Raw genomic sequence first — 17,412 nt, 5'->3', positions numbered from 1 at the left:
ATGAAAACAATAGCCATAATCCCTGCCCGTGGTGGTTCTAAAAGACTACCCGGAAAGAACATTAAACTGTTGGGCGATTTACCACTCATTGCTCACAGTATTCGATATGCTCAAAATCAAAGTTGCATTGATGAGGTGTATGTTTCCACCGATGATGAAGCGATTAAAAAAGTAGCTGTGGAATACGGAGCTAAAGTGGTCGATAGACCCTCTGCTATTTCAGGCGATTTGGAACCTACTGTCTCTGCTCTCAAACATGTTTTGCAAAGTAGTGAAGATAATGTGGAGAACGTAGAGAATGTAATTTTGTTGCAACCCACTAATCCGCTTCGCCCTGAAAATTTACTCAACGAAGCCTTTGAACTATTCAATAAAAATAACCATGATAGTTTGTTTACGGTAACTCGTAATCATCAAAAGTTTGGGAGAATTGTAAACGATCAATTTGTACCTTTCAATTATGAAGTAGGACAGCGTAGCCAGGATCTCGAACCGTTGTATTTCGAAAACGGATTGCTCTATATTACTAAAGCTTCCTTGATTATACAAGATATCATCATTAGTAACGAAGCGTTTCCTTTGCTTGTCAATCATCCTTTCGCAATCGTGGATATTGACACACAGGAAGACTTTGATTATGCCTTATATTTGTACCAAAAGTTCGTTCTTAATCTTTAGTTTTTATAATTGACATAAATTTTACGTTGAGCCAAAAATAAAGTTTGTTGGGTCAACAGTAAAGTTTGTTGGGTCAACAGTAAAGTTTGTTGAGCCAATAGTAAAGTTTGTTGAGCCAATAGCAAAGTTTGTTGAGTCGATAATAAAGTTTGTTGAGTCAATAATAAAGTTTGTTGAGTCAACAGTAAAGTTTGTTGAGCCAATAATAAAGTTTGTTGAACCATAACTCATAATTCATAACTCATAATTCAAAATATGAATCCATATATAGAAATAGCAGGCCGTAAAATAGGCCAAGATTATCCGCCTTTAGTCATTGCAGAAATAGGAATCAATCATGAAGGTTCTTTATTGGTTGCCAAAGAAATGGTAGATGCTGCCAAAAGAGCCGGAGTGGAAGTGGTAAAACACCAAACACACATCGTTGCCGATGAAATGAGTGGTGCTGCTAAAAAGGTAATTCCCGGTAATGCCGATGTTTCTATCTACGAAATCATGGAGCGTTGTGCTTTAAATGAAGAAGAAGAGTTGGAACTGAAAAACTACGTGGAAAGCAACGGTATGATCTTTATTTCGACGCCGTTCTCACGCGCTGCTGCGGAAAGATTGAAAAAATTTGATATCCCGGCCTATAAGATCGGCTCGGGTGAATGTAATAATTATCCGTTACTGGAACATATTGCTTCTTTCGGAAAACCGGTCATTCTAAGTACCGGAATGAATACCATCGAAAGTATTCAAAAGGCAGTAGCCATCTTTGATAAACATAAAGTGCCTGTAGCATTACTGCATACAACTAACTTGTATCCTACACCAATCCATTTGGTGCGTTTCGGCGCCATGATGGAAATGCATCAGGCGTTTCCGGATAAAGTTTTCGGATTGTCCGATCATACCCTGAACAACAATGCTTGTTTGGGTGCAGTAGCATTGGGTGGTTCAATATTGGAAAGACATTTCACCGATCATATGCAACGCACTGGTCCGGATATCGTTTGCAGCATGGATGAACAGGCATGCAAAGAATTAATTGTCAATAGTGCCGAAATGGCTTTGATGCGTGGTGGTACAAAAAAACCAGCGGATGAAGAACAAGTTACCATTGATTTTGCTTTCGCAACAGTGTGTACAATTCAACCCATCGCCAAGGGTGAGGTTTTAACCAAAGACAATATCTGGGTGAAAAGACCAGGTACCGGGAAAATCCTTGCCGAACATTTTGAAGAATTATTGGGTAAAAAAGCAACTCGTGCCATTGAAAACGATGAACAATTAGATTGGAGTGATTTCAGTTAACATGAAAAAAATACTTTTCCTGACCGGAACTAGAGCTGATTTTGGTAAAATCAAATCACTGATTCAAATACTTGAAAGTCATGACGAGTTTGAAGTGTTTGTATTCGTGACGGGTATGCATCTGCAAAAAGAATACGGTTATACACTCCTGGAAATAGAGCGATGCGGTTTTTCTAACGTGCATACTTTCGAAAATCATACCCATGAAACAACCATGGATTTGACTTTGGCAAAAACCATAGAAGGTTTGTCATCTTATGTTAAAGAATGCAATCCTAATATGATCGTCATCCACGGGGATAGGGTAGAAGCTTTAGCTGGTGCTATTGTAGGGTCGCTGAATAACATTTTAGTGGCACATATTGAAGGTGGAGAAGTATCAGGAACTATTGATGAGTTAATTCGTCACTCAACTAGTAAGATGAGTCATGTCCATTTTGTTTCTAATGATTTGGCTAAAAATCGCCTGATTCAAATGGGTGAACTGTCAGAATCTGTTTTTACTATCGGATCACCTGATGTGGATATCATGTTCTCGAATACATTGCCGGATTTGGATACGGCAAAAAAATACTACGAAATCGAATTTGAACAGTATGCTGTCGCCATGTTTCATCCGGTAACCACCGAAGCTAAATACATGCAGCAGTATGCCAATGATTTTGTGGAAGCTTTATTGGAAGACCATCATAACTATGTAATTATCTTTCCTAACAATGATTTAGGAAGTAATGCTATTCTGAATGCTTATGAAAAACTGAAAGAAAATCCGCGTTTCCGTATTTTTCCTTCCTTACGCTTTGAATATTTCCTAACATTGCTCAAAAAATCGCAGTTTATCATCGGTAATAGTAGTGCCGGTATCCGCGAAGCACCTTATTATGGTTTACCCATTATCAATATCGGCACAAGACAGCAAAACAGATCGCTCCATGCTGATATTATTAATGTCAGTTATGATAAGAAAAGCATAATTGATGCGTTACAGTTAATTGATAATCATAAGGTACAGGTTACCAATAGCGATTTCGGAAAGGGAAACAGTGCGCAATTGTTTTTGCAATCGTTGGAAAAGAACGATATTTGGCAACTGAATCATCAAAAACAGTTCAGAGATATACATGGGTAAAAAAAGAATTTTGTTGTTGTTTCCTGATGGAGTAGGTATTCGAAACTATCTTTATTCTGACATCTTTAAAAATGCGGATGCAGAATTGGTTTTATACCATAGCTTTGATCAAAAGACAGTTGTTGACATAAAAAACACGACTGGAATAGCAAAGGATATTGTAATCCCAAAATACTCCGAATCGGCAAAAGAAAAATTTCTACGGGAATTAATATGTCTTTGCCGTTTGAAGCAAAATGCCAAGCAGTTGGCAAATTCAACCCTTTTGACCAATTGGAATACAAACCATAAAAAACTATCCAAAAAACTATTTTATAAGTTAATTGAGTGGGTATCATTAGGTGTAAAAAACTATGATACTATTCTCAAACTGGAACATATGCATCAAAAATCGATGCGAAATAATCCTTTTTACGAAAAAGTTACCCGTCAAATTCAAGAAATTAAACCCGATGTTGTTTTTTGTTCTCACCAAAGAGCAGTTCAGGCAGCACCAATATTCGAAGCAGCATCAGATTTGGGAATTAAAACAACAACAGTGGTTTTTTCATGGGATAATTTGCCTAAAGCAAGAATGGCAGTTAAGGCTGATAAATATTTGGTTTGGTCAGACTATATGAAACAGGAAATGAAAGGTTATTATCCTGAAATTTCAGAAGAAGATGTTTTGGTTACAGGAACACCACAATTTGAATTCTATGGAAATCCATCCAATATTATACCCAAAGATATTTTTTACAAACAATATAACCTCGATACTGATAAAAAAATAATATGTTATTCTGGAGATGATGCTTTAACTTCACCTGATGATCCTATGTATCTGGAAAATTTGGCCGATGAATTACAGAAACATAATTTAGAAGATGAATACCAGATTTTACTACGTAGATGCCCTGTAGATTTATCCGGGCGATTTGACCTTGTGATTCAAAAATATCCAGATTTGATTAAAGTAGCGCCTCCGGTTTGGAATTTTAGAGACAAAAATGATTGGACAGTTATTTACCCACTGTTTGAAGATGTAAAACTTTTGGTTTCAACTGCTTACTATTGTGATGTGGTTCTCAATGTTGGATCAACGATGGCTTTTGATTTTGGGATGTTTAATAAACCGTGTATTTTTATTAATTATGACCAACCCCAAAAAAAAGTAAAGAAATGGTCAGTGGATACTATTTACCAGTTTGAACATTTTAAGAGCATGCCAGATAGCAGAGCTGTTATATGGTTAAACAATAAAGAAGAGATTGTCAGTAAGATTCATAAGGCATTAAATAATTATTCAGCAAATCATATTGCCGATTGGAAAGAAAGAGTAATTGGAAACCATCTGACCTCTTCTCAAAGAATAAGAAAGGTGTTAGAAATATAAAAAAGTATGATAGGTATTATTCGAAAACTTGCTTGGAAAATTTTAGGAACTAGTTATTATGATTACCTGAAGTATAAGAATCAAACTAATTTGAAGGATGCAAAATGGGTTACTCTTGGGAATCATACCTATGATAATGGAGCAGTTGTTTGGAGGTGGTATCAAAGTTCTAAATTGGAAATTGGAAAGTATTGTTCTATCGCCAGTCATGTCAATTTTATTTGCGATTCAGGGTATCACAATGAAAGTGAAGTGACAACATTTCCACTTTTTCATGAGATCTTAGATAAAAATGATTCTGTAATTGTAAAAGGGAATTTTTATAAAGTAAATGAAATAACAAAAAGGATTGTTCCTCTAAAAAAGGATATAAGTATAGGGAATGATGTTTGGATTGGTCATGGTGCAACTATTTTACCAGGAGTTTCAATAGGTAATGGAGTAACTGTTTTGGCTGGTGCAATTGTTTCGGAAAATGTTCCGGATTATGCTGTGGTTGGAGGAGTTCCTTCCAAAATTATCAAAATGAAGCATGATGACGATACAATTAGAAAAATGAATGACATTGCTTGGTGGGATTGGAAGGACAAAGAAGTTAAGGATAAAGTAAATGATTTTTATCTAACAATTGAAGAATTCATAAAAAAATACAGTTAATGCATATTTGTTTTATAACACATGAATATCCAAAACCTGGCTTTCCACATGGAGGATTGGGAAGTTTTGTGAAAACTATCGCAGAAGCATTGGTTAAAAGAGAGATACAAGTAAGCATTGTCGGTTTAAACTATACCTCTCAAAGTGAATCTACAGTTGAATCGGGAGTCGTGATTCATAGAATCAAAAGAAATAGAACTAAAGGAATTGCCTGGTTGTTAAATTCATGGGCAATTAATAAAAAATTAGCGGAAATTCATAAGCAAAATCCTATTCAAATTGTTGAATCGGCTGAGTTGGATTTGGCTTTTATTAATAAATTTAAAGGAGTTAAATACGTAATCCGTTTGCATGGAGGGCATCATTTCTTTGCAGAAGGCGAAAACAGAGGAATCAATAAATGGAAAGGATTTCAGGAAATGAGATCTTTTGGCCATGCAGATGCTTTTATTGCTGTATCAAAGTATGTAAAAAATCACACGGAAAAGTATTTAAGTTATCATAATAAAAAAGTTGAAGTTATCTTTAATCCAATAAATTTGGAAGTGTTTTCGCCCCAGAATATTCCTGTTGAGCCGTGTAATATCACTTTTGCTGGTTCAGTTTGTGAAAAGAAAGGAATTCGGCAGTTAATTCAATCGTTTCCAATTGTGAAAAATGAATTTCCAGATGTAAAACTTAATATTTATGGTAGGGATTGGTTTTTTCCGGATGGGAGTTCATATATAGAAATGCTAAAAAAAGAAGTTTTACCTTCAATTTATCCTTTTGATGCGGATGTTATTTTTCAAGGGGTTAGAGAATATTCTGAAGTGCCAAAGATTTATGCTAAAGCCAAATTATGTATATTTCCTTCTCATATTGAAACACTTGGTTTAGTTGCTCCTGAAGCAATGGCTGTAGAGAAATTAGTTATTTTTACTAATAAAGGACCAGGTCCGGAAGTTATTCAACACGGTGAAAATGGTTTACTTTGTAATCCTCATGATCCAAAAGACATCGCTCAACAAATAATTTGGGCATTGCAACACGAAGAAAAAGCCAATGAAATAAGCAAAGAAGCAAGAAAAAGTGTTCTAAACCGTTTTGAATTATCTAAATTAGTGGTTGAAAACCTTAAATTCTATAAATCACTTCTTTAAAATTGGAATACACCTTTTTTTAGAATCCGTTAGAAATCAAGAAAGGGATTTTTTTGATACTCTCAACTGTATAGAACCCAAGAATAGATATGAAAACCGTATTAATAGCACACAATTTCATTGCTAAATCAGTGTCGGCCATGAGCTATTATTTAGCTTACGATTTAGCACAAAAAGGGAATCGGGTAATTTTTATTTCTCACAAACCATTTTTTTCTGAAAAGGAAAATATTAAAGTGGGTACTGGTGAAATAATTGTCACATCTTGGCATTCTGAAAAAAGACCAGTTACTTTTACGGATTTTTTATGGTATTTAAAGATTTATCGACAGTACAAGCCCGAAGTTGTCATTGGTCATTTTGTTGGTAGTAATATCACTTCGATTGTTTCAAAATTGGCCTCCTTTGGAAGAATAAAAACGGTTGTTTATTATCATACAATCTCTTCAGCAATTAGTGTTGATCTGGAAAAAAATGGAGTTCTGCAAAAAATATTGAGAATTCGAAAACGACTTTTTTATAATTTATTTTGCGATATAATTATTTGTCCATCCGAATTTGGAAAAACCGATTTGAAGGCGAATTTTTCCGTAGAAGGAGTTGTGGTGGTGAATTCTATTGCAGACCGATTAAAAAACAAACCAAATTTGTCTAATGATTTCATTGAGATTTCTTATTTAGGGAGACTGGATCATACCAAAGGAATTTTGGAATTGATTGATGCATTTGAAGATTATCAACGGACGAACTTAAATTCTAAAATCATTTTAAATATTGCGGGTAGTGGTAATCTTGAAAAACAAGTGTTAAAAAGAGTTCAAGAAGTTAGTAACATAAAATTTATTGGTGCTTTGTCTTATGATAAAGTTGATGCCTATTTGAATGCTAGTCATTTTACGATTATTCCATCTAAATTTGATAACTTACCAACAGTCGGAATCGAATCTTTAATGAATAAAACACCTTTGTTAATATCCAATGGAACTGGATTGACGAAATATCTTACGGATGGAAAAGATTGTTATAAATTTGATCCTACCCACGATGAGATTTGTTCCGTTTTTTTAAGGGTAGAAAAAAATATTGAAATGCACCGTGAGATGCAGGAAGAAGCAAGGGCCACTTTCCTTTCAAAATTTACAAACGAACAATACTTCGATAACATTTCAAAAATATTATTTTGAATTTCTGTATAATTACTCATATTAGGCATATTAGTAAACATGATAAATATTATGGTTACGCTCCCTATATTAGGGAAATGAATATTTGGTTGCGTCATGTGGATAGCGTAACTATTGTCGCTCCTTTAGCTGTTCAGGAAATTGATGAAATTCATGAAGCTTATTCGTATGATAACATCAGCTTGAAGAAAGTTCCCGAATTCGACATTACTACTTTCAAAAATATTTTTAGAGCGTTGTTCCTAGTTCCTAAAATTGCCTACGTTACTTATCTTGCCATGGCTAAGGCCGATCATATCCATTTGCGATGTCCAGGAAATATGGGTTTAATAGGTGCTATTGTTCAGATTTTTTTTCCTTGGAAAACGAAGACTGCTAAATATGCTGGAAATTGGGATCCAAATGCACAACAGCCATGGACTTATAAATTACAACGATGGTTACTAAGCAATCGGTTTTTAACTAAAAATATGCAGGTTTTGGTTTACGGTGAATGGGACAATCAATCAAAAAATATAACGCCTTTTTTTACAGCTACCTACCATGAATTAGATGCCAAAGCTCCAATTATTCAGAGGGATTTTAACAGTGCAATTCAATTCCTATTTGTAGGTACATTATCGGAGGGGAAACGACCTTTATATGCCGTCCAATTTGTCGAAACTTTATATAAAAAAGGATATGATGTCAAGTTGGCTGTTTTAGGTGAAGGAGTAATGAGAAGTAAAATAAGTGCTTATTGTGAAATGAATCAATTGAATGATTTGGTTACATTGTATGGAAATAAAGAATTGGCATTCGTGAAAGAAATGTATCAAACTAGTCACTTCCTGATTTTGCCTTCAAAAAGTGAAGGTTGGCCAAAAGCTGTTGCCGAAGCAATGTTTTGGGGGTGTGTTCCTCTTTCAACAGCAGTGTCTTGTATCCCATTTATGTTGGATAATGGAAAAAGAGGTGGTATTTTAAAAATGGATATCAATCAGGATATTAAGCAAATTATAGAATTGATGAATAATACTGATCAGTACCAGCAGATTAGTCAACATGCTACAGAATGGTCCAGAAAGTACACTATCGACTATTTTGAAAAGGAAATAGCAAAATTAGTAAAGCAACAGTAGTGCGAGTAGTTCAAATTATAGATAGTCTAGATGCAGGTGGCGCAGAACGAATGGCAGTTAATTATGCTAATGTTCTTGCGAACGAAATTTCTTTTTCGGGTATTGTTGCTACTCGAAAAGAAGGTGTTTTGAAAGATCAAATTCATTCAAATGTGAATTTTATTTGTCTTCATAAAAAAAGGGCTTTTGATTATAAGACTGTTTTTAGGTTGAGAACGTTTCTTTCTGAAAATAAAATAGATGTTATTCATGCTCATGGAAGTTCCTTTTTTGTGGGTATATTGGTGAAAATCATATATTTTAAAGTGAAATTAATTTGGCATGATCATTATGGTGATCGAATTAAAAATAGCCTTTCCAATAATTGGTATATAAAAATAGCTTCACTCTTCTTTAGTGGCGTAATTGCTTGTAATAATGAATTATTAGAATGGGCTCAAAAAAGTCTTTTTTCTAAACACTCTATTTATCTTCCTAATTTTACCGTTGAAATTAAAGAAAAATCGGACGCAACACTTCTTAGAGGAGAAGAAGGAAAAAGAATTGTCTGCCTCTCCAATTTGAGAAATCCCAAAAACCACCATACTTTACTAAAGGCCTTCCTGGAGTCCAAGGTTTTTGAACAAGGTTGGAGTTTGCATCTTGTGGGTAATGATGCAGGTGATGATTATTCTAATGCCTTAAAACAGTTCGTAAAAGAGAATAAACTTGAAGAATTCGTGTTTTTATATGGTGCTCAGAACGCTATACATACAATTTTATTACAAGCATCTATAGGTGTTTTAGCATCGACTTTTGAAGGGTTTCCGGTGGTTTTATTGGAATATGGTAAGGCAGGTTTGGCTGTTATTAGCACTAATGTAGGTCAATGTTCAGAAATTATTCTTGATCAAAGAAATGGTTTGTTGTTTAATCCTCATTCGCCCAATGAATTGGTTAAGGCATTTGTTAGTTTAACAGAAGATGAATCGTTGCGAACGTTTTATTCTTCGAATTTAAAGTCTTATGTTTATGAAAATTTCTCAAGCCAAAAAATTATTGAGAAAGCATTGGATTTTTATCAATCAGTATAATTATGAATTCTGAAGGGAGACAAATATCATATTTTCAACTTGTTTTGCTACACGTATTTATCGGTGTTGTCGTGTTTATGTTGCCTGTTTTATCAAAATTATACGCTTTACTCATTTTGTTTTTTGGTTTTTATATTGTGATTAAGACAGAAAACAAGAACAATGAAGCTTTGTATGTTGGAAGTTATCTAACAGGAGTTGAGGTTTTTTTAAGAATGACGGAAGGCAATTTTATAGAGCAATATGCAAAATTTGCCATTATTGGGATTCTATTGTTGGGGATATTTTATAAAGGTGTGGAGAAGGTGGCTTATCCTTATTTAGTTTTTATAATTTTACTTATACCAGGAGTTATTGTAGGTGCGTATACACTCAATTACGATACCGATGTGCGAAAAGCCATCACTTTCAATATTATTGGTCCGCTGACACTGGCATTTTCAGCGATTTATTGTTTTGGGAGAAAGGTAACGTTGAAGGAAGTGGTAAATATACTCCATGCAATTTCTTTTCCAATTATTTGTATTGTGGTTTACCTTTTTTTATACACCCCAAGTATAAAAGAAGTAGTTACCAATACAGAGTCTAATTTTGCTACTTCCGGAGGATATGGACCCAATCAAATGTCTACGATACTTGGATTGGGGATTTTTCTATTTTTTACCAAAATAGTTTTATTTTCCGAATCTAAAAAAAATAGAATTATAGACGTTATTTTGCTTGTAGTGATTGTATTTAGGGGAATTGTGACTTTTTCTAGAGGAGGTGTAATAGCAGGTGGAATCATGATTTTTGTTTTAATGGTAATCATTTTTTTTAATACCAAGGCACAAGCCAAGTCTGTACTATTTAGATTTGCTCTTTTAATGGTTTTGGCATTTGCAGGTATTTGGACTTATAGTTCAATACAAACAAGTGGGCTAATTGATAAACGTTATGCCAATCAGGATGCCAAAGGAAGAGTTAAAGCCAGTAAACTGACAGGAAGGGAAAAGCTTATTGAGTCGGAATTTCAAATGTTTTTGGATAACCCGTTTCTTGGTGTAGGTGTTGGGAAAAATAGGGAGTACCGTCAGGAAACTACTGGAATTGAAGCCGCATCTCATAACGAAATATCCAGAATGTTGGCCGAACATGGTATGTTCGGAATGTTCTGTTTGTTCATACTTTTTTCTACACCCTTACTAATGGCTTTTAATAACAGAATGAATATTTTTATTTTACCTTTTGTAATTTTTTGGCTCCTTACTATAAATCACGCCGCCATGCGTATTGCGGCACCAGCTTTTATTTATGCTTTATCTTTATTAAAAGTTTATACTATTGAAAAACCTGCTATACATAGGGAACAAACTGTCGGGTAAAGGGTTGAATGCAACCACAATCGAGACCTTGGGCGCTGCTTTACAAAATGAGGGTTTTGTAATAAAGTACGCTTCTTCAAAGAAAAACCCAATTTTGAGATTGTTTGATATGTGTTTTTCGGTGTTTCGATATAGAAATGTTGTATCGTTGGTTTTGATCGATACTTACAGTACATCTGCTTTTTGGTATGCTTTTTTAGTCAGTCAAATATGTCGAATTGTAAGAATACCCTATGTTCCGATACTTCATGGTGGTAATCTGCCAGCACGTTTACGAAAAAATCCTTTTTTGACAGCACTTGTTTTTAAGAATTCTTATAAGAATGTGGCACCTTCAAAATACTTACTATCCATTTTTGAAAGTAATGGTTACTCTAATGTGGTTCATATTCCAAATTCAATAGCTATTGAAAACTACTCATTTACTCCAAGAATAATTGAATCTCCCAAAATTTTGTGGGTACGCGCTTTTGCTCGTATTTACAATCCTAAAATGGCTATTGATGTATTTCAGAAAGTAAAAAGAGTTTACCCTAATGCCGAATTATGTATGGTCGGGCCGGATAAAGATGGATCGCTTAATGCTACTAAAGTTTATGCAAAATCTCTAAACGTTGAAGTTACTTTTACTGGTGGTTTACAAAAAGAAGAATGGATTTCATTGTCAGAATGTTGTAATGTATTTGTAAATACAACTCATTTTGATAATATGCCGGTAAGTGTTATGGAGGCTATGGCTTTAGGTTTACCGGTAGTTTCAACCAATGTTGGCGGTATTCCTTTTTTATTAGAACATAAAACAGATGGATTGCTGGTAGATGATAATGATGCAGAAGCCATGTTTGAAGCAGTTTTGGAATTGGTTCAAGAAGAAGGCCTGACCAAAAAAATTACTTCAAATGCTCGTAAAAAAATAGAAGACATGGATTGGAAAGTAGTTAGAAATCAATGGGTTGATGTTTTTAGCGATGCTTGACGCGCAAGAAGTTGGATTATTTGCCCAATAAAAGGAAGGTTTCTGTTAAATATTTGCTAATTTCGATAAAGCATATTCATTATAATGACATCAAATAATAAGATACATTTTGAGGTTTCTGAACGGAAGATATTGCTCCGTGTTGTTGATGTTGTCTTTGTATTGGGAATGCTTCACCTTGTAGGTTCAATTTTTGATTTTAATTATTTTACCATTTCTCCGGTAAATTACTATTGGACTTTGGTTTTGTCAATTTATCTATTGTTTTTCGGTACTGTATTCGAGATGTACAATCTTCAGGTAGCCAGTAATCAATATCAGGTCATAAAGAGTACTGTACTTACTACCTCTTTGACGGTTTTAGTTTATTTGTTAACGCCCAAAATTACACCTGCGCTACCGGAAAATCGACTTCAAATATTTCTTTTTTATATTGGAATCTTTTGCTCCTTGCTTTTTTGGCGCATTGTCTATGTGAAATTTATTGCTTCCAATCGTTTTTGGAAAAGGGCAGTTTTTATTTGTCATCAAAATGAATTGCCAGAATTAATTAGAGGTATTCAAAAAACGGATCCGCATTTTAAAGTGGTTGGATTTATTAATTTGAGTGGTGTTAGTACTGTTAAATTCAAGGAAATAGATGGTATTGAACTGTACGATTTGGAAGATTATTTAGAGAAAAATTATGTTTCAGAGATTGTAATTGCTTCTCAAAAAACAGAAAGTATCACAGTAGAACTCTATAATATCCTAATTAAATTGTTGGAAAATGGCGTTTCAATCAGAGAATATACTCAAGTCTATGAAAGTATAACCCATCGTATACCGGTTCAATATGTGTCTCAGGATTTCTACAAATATTTTCCTTTTTCAAGAAGTAATCAAAATAAATTATACCTAATTTTTGTACGTACTGTTGAGATAGTTATGGCAGTAACCGGTCTATTTGTAGGCTTGATTATTACTCCATTGATTTTATTGGGTAATTTGATTGGGAATAAAGGGCCGCTACTATATACACAAGAAAGAGTTGGTAAAAGCGGAAAGTTATTTAAGATCTATAAACTTCGCTCCATGGTAATTGATGCCGAAAAAGATGGAGCTGTATTTGCTACAACAAATGATTCGCGTGTAACTACTTTTGGTAAAATACTGAGAAAATCTCGATTGGATGAAGTGCCACAGTTCATAAATGTACTTAAAGGTGATATGGCGGTTATTGGACCACGTCCTGAACGTCCTGTTTTTGTGAAGGAAATTGCCGCAATGATGCCTTTTTATGAAACTCGTCATGTAGTAAAACCAGGTCTTACAGGTTGGGCGCAAGTCAACTATTCTTATGGCGAAACACTTCAGGATAGTTTAATTAAACTGCAATACGATTTGTATTATATTAAACACCGAAGTTTATTCCTGGATCTTAATATTGTGGTAAAAACGATAAGCACTGTTTTGTTTTACCGAGGACAATAAAAATAAGAAATAGTTCAATTTATTTTTTACTTAATCGGAATAACTGTATAGCCGAAGCTATAAGTATGGGTAAAACCATCGTTAAATGCACTTTATTTAGCATGTAAAGCAAATAAATGGCTAAAAGCACTAAACATACACGGCTGATTTTTTTAACCCATACAGCGTTGTTTTTGAGTAGGAAATAAATAAGTGCTAAATTCAAAGGATTGAATAAAAGTACGTTGTAATTCCAAAGTATCTCTTTGTGTAGAGAATAGCATCCAATAAACGTGAACAGCAAACCTATACAACCTAATGTTCCAAAATAGATAATATTGGTGAATTTTCGATTAAGTAGTATGAAAATAGCCAGTAGGGCTATTAATGCGTAAATGCTGTTTGCAAAATTGAATTCTTTTTCTGTACCAAAACTTACAGAAATTGTTGCAGGTTTAGAAGCCAATGGTTTACCTTGGTATTGTGTTTTTTCTAAAACACTCATCAAATCCAGAGGTAGGAATAGGGTTTCTGCCTGCTCATCGGGTCTGTGACCAAAAATAATATTGATGCCAAAATTCATCCAAAAGTGATCTTGCTGATAGGGATATAAAACGGTGCGATAGCTTTCGTTTTTATGTAAAGTGTTTCGAATGGGTTTGTCTTTTAAAACCTCATTGACAATATCAATAACTTTGGTCGTACAATTACGATCAATGAATTTGTAGGTGTAAAATTTATCTTCAGTGAATACGGATTTTGTTAAACGATCGAATAATTGTTGTTTTTCCTCCAAAGAAATGTGTAATACTTGCTCAAAGATTGTCCTGTTTTCTTGTTGGTAACTGTACTCAAAATCAGAAAATGGATATGCGGCGGCATAGTATTGTAAATCTCCTTTTACAAATTTTAAAATGAAATTTTCCGTTCTGAAATCGAACATTCCATAGTTCCATACATAATCAAAATGATTCGAATCGTCTTTGACTCTTATGGCGGTGTGTCCATATAAAGTATGAGACTCATTGGCAACATCAACAGTTAAAATACTGATTTGTGTTTGCGGAGTTATAGGATTGATTTGTGAGAATAAACAAAAAGGCAGTAGTGAAAAAAGGAAGAAAGCCAGTTTTTTTTTCATTTTTTTATTTTTCGATCAATAATCAGTGGGACAGTCTATCTAAAAATGGATAAATCCACTTTCAATGAAAATACATTTGAATACAATGCGCTACTTTGATTTCCTAAATCAGTAAGAGCATAATCTACAGCAATTCCTTTATATTGAAATCCGAGACCAATGTTTGGCTGGAAACTTGTTTTTTCACCTCCTTCAAGCTGTAATGTTTTTTGGAAATTACCTGCGCCTAATCGTAAAAATGCCAAATTGTTATAACCCCATTCGAATCCAACAGCTGGAGAGATACTAACAAAATCAGTAGAAATAATGTCTTTAGTTTGTTGGAATTGCATATTTAAATTTGCTGAAGCCAATAGACTCATGTCGTTATGGAATTCGAATTTTTTAGCCAATCCAAGTTGTGCTTTGGGTAAAGTTATCTCGCTGCTTTCCGGAAGATCCTGATTTTGCAAAGGATCTTCAGTTTGTGCGTCCTGAATTTTTTTAAATTCTTCTTCGTTAATATTCCATATATTGTATGTAGTAGTAATATCACGAACCATTAAGCCGAATTGCCAATTGTTTTTTTCGTATTGCATACCGAAATCAAATCCAAATCCCCACGAGCTGGCAAATTCACCAATTACTCTTCGGATTACTTTGGCATTCACACCATATTGGAAATTCTGGATGGGTAATTTTCGAGCATATGAAAATGTTACGCCATAGTCAGCAGTTGAAAATAAACTGATACGATTGTAGTCGATGTTTCCGTTTGCGTCAATCAACTGTGTGGTGTTTAAAATATCGTCTACTCCAAATCGGATGACAGACATTCCCCAAGCACTTCGGTCGTCTATTTTTTTGGCATAAGCGACATAATCGTATTGCGCAATATTGGCAAAATAACTGGCATGCATCAAACTGGCTTCATGGTCTTCGATTTTTAACAATCCTGTTGGATTCCAATACCCCGAATTCACATCTCCAGTGTGAGCAACCATAGTATTGGCCATACCAAAGGCACGGGCATCTACACCAATATTCATAAATTCATTTGAATACTTACGAACTGTTTGTGCCGAGACGTTTAAACCAATGGTTATTAGCGCTATTAGGATACTTTTTTTCAATACAAAAACATTTTCGCAAAGATGAAATAAAAATCTGATATAATAAACTCAACAACTTATAAACTTATTGTATTAAATTTGTCGAATATAAATACCTTCTAAAATAGTTTTCTATGACCATTAAGTCTCAAATTCCCAATGTTATTACACTTTTAAATCTTTTTTCCGGATGTGTAGCCGTTACGTATGCTTCGAAAGGAGAATTTGAATGGGCCTTCTTTTTTGTTTGTTTGGGAATTTTCCTTGATTTTTTTGATGGTTTTTTTGCCCGAATGTTCAAAGTGCAAAGTGAATTAGGATTGCAATTGGATTCTTTGGCGGATATGGTTACTAGCGGATTGGTACCTGGTTTGGTGATGTACGAGTATTTAAAAAGATTGGTTGCAGGTTTGGATGCTTTAGAGTTTTTGCCATTTGCTGGTTTTGTAATAACACTTGGTGCATGCTACCGTTTAGCTAATTTTAATATTGATACTCGTCAGTCCGATTCTTTTATCGGTTTGCCAACTCCTGCCAATGCGCTGTTCATTATCAGCATTCCTTTGGTTATTTTATATAGTGATATTGATTTTCTAGATGGTATTTTAAATAATGAATGGGTATTAGTTCTGATTTGTTTTTTAAGTGCTTTTATAATGAATGCTGAAATTCCATTGTTTTCTCTGAAAGTGAAAAATTTCAGTTTTCAGAAAAATGCATTGCAGTTGTTTTTTCTTTTAAGTTCAGTTGTGTTGTTGTTGGTCTTTGGTTATTTAGGTGTAACACTGGTGATTTTGTTCTATGTGTTAATTTCAATTGTAAATAATTTTTTGGCCAAAAAAGAAGCTTAATTAATGGCAACCACCAAGCGCAAACCTTCTTCTCGAAAACCTGTGTCTAAAAAGAGAGTTGAACCGAAACCTTCTTTCTTTTCCAGTTCACTTTTTTTTAAATTGATTGTGACTTTTGGTATACTGACTTTCCTCTATAGTCAAAAAAGTGTTTTTGCACGTTATCTGGGTTATACTACGGATAAAATTTTGTTTTCCGAAGCGCGTTCTATGCCAATAGATAAGGTTTTGGATGCGCATATTGAGAAATCCTTCGGTATTGATATTTCAGAGTATCAGAATAAGATAGATTGGGATGAAGTGAAAGAAATTGAAGGTGGTTATCCGATTGAATTTGTGTTTATTCGTGCTAGTGTAGGAAATGACAGACCTGATTATAAATTTAAGAAATATTGGAAGAAAGCGAAAGAAAAAGGTTGGATTTGTGGAGCATATCATTATTATCGCCCTAATGAAAATTCTATTGAGCAAGCTGATAATTTTATAAAACAAGTAACTTTGGTTGAGGGTGATTTTCCTCCGGTATTGGATATAGAAAAATTACCAAAAGAACAATCCATTGAAAGATTGAAAGTCGGTTTGAGACGTTGGTTGGAACGTGTAGAACAGCACTATGGTGTGAAACCGATAATTTATAGTAGTGAAAGTTACTATGAAGATTTTTTAAAAGATGACTTTGAAAATTATCCGTTCTGGATTGCTAATTATACTGCTTTTTACAAAGATATTGACGATGAATGGTCGATTTGGCAATTTTCCGAAAATGGTAAAGTATACGGAATCAAAGGTCCGGTAGATATTAATATTTACAATGGTACTTCGGTTGAAATGAAAGAAATACTAATAAAATAAAAGCGAAAACAGCGATAGTAATAGCTGTAA

Annotated in this window: 17 protein-coding genes; 14 read left to right on the top strand and 3 right to left on the bottom strand. The window is 34.1% G+C overall.

What is annotated here, in order from left to right:
* Complete coding sequence (locus ACS8MM_RS06970; RefSeq protein WP_379714599.1) at window positions 1-678, top strand: acylneuraminate cytidylyltransferase family protein; 678 nt, start codon at window positions 1-3, stop codon at window positions 676-678.
* Between the two features lie 21 nt (window positions 679-699).
* Here the strand turns inward: ACS8MM_RS06970 and ACS8MM_RS06965 are convergent, their stop codons facing one another.
* Complete coding sequence (locus ACS8MM_RS06965; protein WP_379714597.1) at window positions 700-909, bottom strand: hypothetical protein; 210 nt, start codon at window positions 907-909, stop codon at window positions 700-702.
* 24 nt (window positions 910-933) lie between these two features.
* Here ACS8MM_RS06965 and ACS8MM_RS06960 point away from each other — a divergent pair, with 24 nt between their 5' ends.
* From ACS8MM_RS06960 to ACS8MM_RS06910, 11 genes are all read left to right on the top strand, one after another.
* Window positions 934-1,974: an N-acetylneuraminate synthase family protein gene (locus tag ACS8MM_RS06960; RefSeq protein ID WP_379714595.1), complete on the top strand. Its 1,041-nt coding sequence runs from the start codon at window positions 934-936 to the stop codon at window positions 1,972-1,974.
* A 1-nt stretch (window position 1,975) separates the two neighbouring features.
* A complete protein-coding gene (gene neuC / locus ACS8MM_RS06955; RefSeq protein ID WP_379714593.1) occupies window positions 1,976-3,103 on the top strand; it encodes a UDP-N-acetylglucosamine 2-epimerase in 1,128 nt (375 codons plus the stop codon).
* A complete protein-coding gene (locus ACS8MM_RS06950; protein WP_379714590.1) occupies window positions 3,096-4,478 on the top strand; it encodes a hypothetical protein in 1,383 nt (460 codons plus the stop codon). Before neuC ends, ACS8MM_RS06950 begins: the two co-directional genes overlap by 8 nt.
* Window positions 4,479-4,484: 6 nt before the next feature.
* Window positions 4,485-5,135 carry a CatB-related O-acetyltransferase gene (locus tag ACS8MM_RS06945; protein ID WP_379714587.1) on the top strand — a complete coding sequence of 217 codons (651 nt, stop codon included), beginning with the start codon at window positions 4,485-4,487 and terminating at the stop codon, window positions 5,133-5,135.
* Window positions 5,135-6,277, top strand: coding sequence for a glycosyltransferase family 4 protein (locus ACS8MM_RS06940; RefSeq protein ID WP_379714583.1), 1,143 nt, complete (start codon window positions 5,135-5,137; stop codon window positions 6,275-6,277). The genes ACS8MM_RS06945 and ACS8MM_RS06940 overlap by 1 nt, the downstream gene beginning before the upstream one ends.
* 89 nt (window positions 6,278-6,366) lie before the next feature.
* Window positions 6,367-7,461, top strand: a complete 1,095-nt coding sequence (locus ACS8MM_RS06935) for a glycosyltransferase family 4 protein (RefSeq protein WP_379714580.1) — start codon at window positions 6,367-6,369, stop codon at window positions 7,459-7,461.
* A 77-nt stretch (window positions 7,462-7,538) separates the two neighbouring features.
* Complete coding sequence (locus tag ACS8MM_RS06930) at window positions 7,539-8,582, top strand: glycosyltransferase (RefSeq protein ID WP_379714577.1); 1,044 nt, start codon at window positions 7,539-7,541, stop codon at window positions 8,580-8,582.
* Window positions 8,582-9,655: a glycosyltransferase gene (locus ACS8MM_RS06925; protein WP_379714574.1), complete on the top strand. Its 1,074-nt coding sequence runs from the start codon at window positions 8,582-8,584 to the stop codon at window positions 9,653-9,655. The genes ACS8MM_RS06930 and ACS8MM_RS06925 overlap by 1 nt, the downstream gene beginning before the upstream one ends.
* A 137-nt stretch (window positions 9,656-9,792) precedes the next feature.
* Window positions 9,793-11,019, top strand: a complete 1,227-nt coding sequence (locus ACS8MM_RS06920) for an O-antigen ligase family protein (protein ID WP_379714572.1) — start codon at window positions 9,793-9,795, stop codon at window positions 11,017-11,019.
* Window positions 10,979-11,995: a glycosyltransferase family 4 protein gene (locus ACS8MM_RS06915; RefSeq protein ID WP_379714570.1), complete on the top strand. Its 1,017-nt coding sequence runs from the start codon at window positions 10,979-10,981 to the stop codon at window positions 11,993-11,995. Before ACS8MM_RS06920 ends, ACS8MM_RS06915 begins: the two co-directional genes overlap by 41 nt.
* A gap of 84 nt (window positions 11,996-12,079) precedes the next feature.
* Window positions 12,080-13,468: an exopolysaccharide biosynthesis polyprenyl glycosylphosphotransferase gene (locus tag ACS8MM_RS06910; RefSeq protein ID WP_379714567.1), complete on the top strand. Its 1,389-nt coding sequence runs from the start codon at window positions 12,080-12,082 to the stop codon at window positions 13,466-13,468.
* A gap of 19 nt (window positions 13,469-13,487) precedes the next feature.
* Here ACS8MM_RS06910 and ACS8MM_RS06905 read toward each other — a convergent pair whose 3' ends face one another.
* Together ACS8MM_RS06905 and ACS8MM_RS06900 are read right to left on the bottom strand one after the other, a co-directional pair.
* Window positions 13,488-14,588: a lipoprotein N-acyltransferase Lnb domain-containing protein gene (locus tag ACS8MM_RS06905; protein ID WP_379714564.1), complete on the bottom strand. Its 1,101-nt coding sequence runs from the start codon at window positions 14,586-14,588 to the stop codon at window positions 13,488-13,490.
* A gap of 35 nt (window positions 14,589-14,623) precedes the next feature.
* On the bottom strand, window positions 14,624-15,616 hold the full coding sequence (locus tag ACS8MM_RS06900; RefSeq protein WP_379715012.1) for a PorV/PorQ family protein: 993 nt from the start codon (window positions 15,614-15,616) through the stop codon (window positions 14,624-14,626).
* Window positions 15,617-15,813: 197 nt separating this feature from the next.
* On the opposite strand from ACS8MM_RS06900, the gene ACS8MM_RS06895 reads away from it, so the two are divergent.
* Both ACS8MM_RS06895 and ACS8MM_RS06890 read left to right on the top strand, forming a co-directional pair.
* Window positions 15,814-16,530, top strand: coding sequence for a CDP-alcohol phosphatidyltransferase family protein (locus tag ACS8MM_RS06895; RefSeq protein ID WP_379714561.1), 717 nt, complete (start codon window positions 15,814-15,816; stop codon window positions 16,528-16,530).
* A 3-nt stretch (window positions 16,531-16,533) separates the two neighbouring features.
* Window positions 16,534-17,382 (top strand): glycoside hydrolase family 25 protein, encoded by an 849-nt coding sequence (locus ACS8MM_RS06890; protein WP_379714559.1) that lies wholly within the window; start codon window positions 16,534-16,536, stop codon window positions 17,380-17,382.
* Window positions 17,383-17,412 lie beyond the last annotated feature (30 nt).

This window comes from Flavobacterium sp. MAHUQ-57, from assembly GCF_051908335.1.
GTDB lineage: Bacteria > Bacteroidota > Bacteroidia > Flavobacteriales > Flavobacteriaceae > Flavobacterium.
This window is presented reverse-complemented; position numbering and strand designations above follow the sequence as displayed.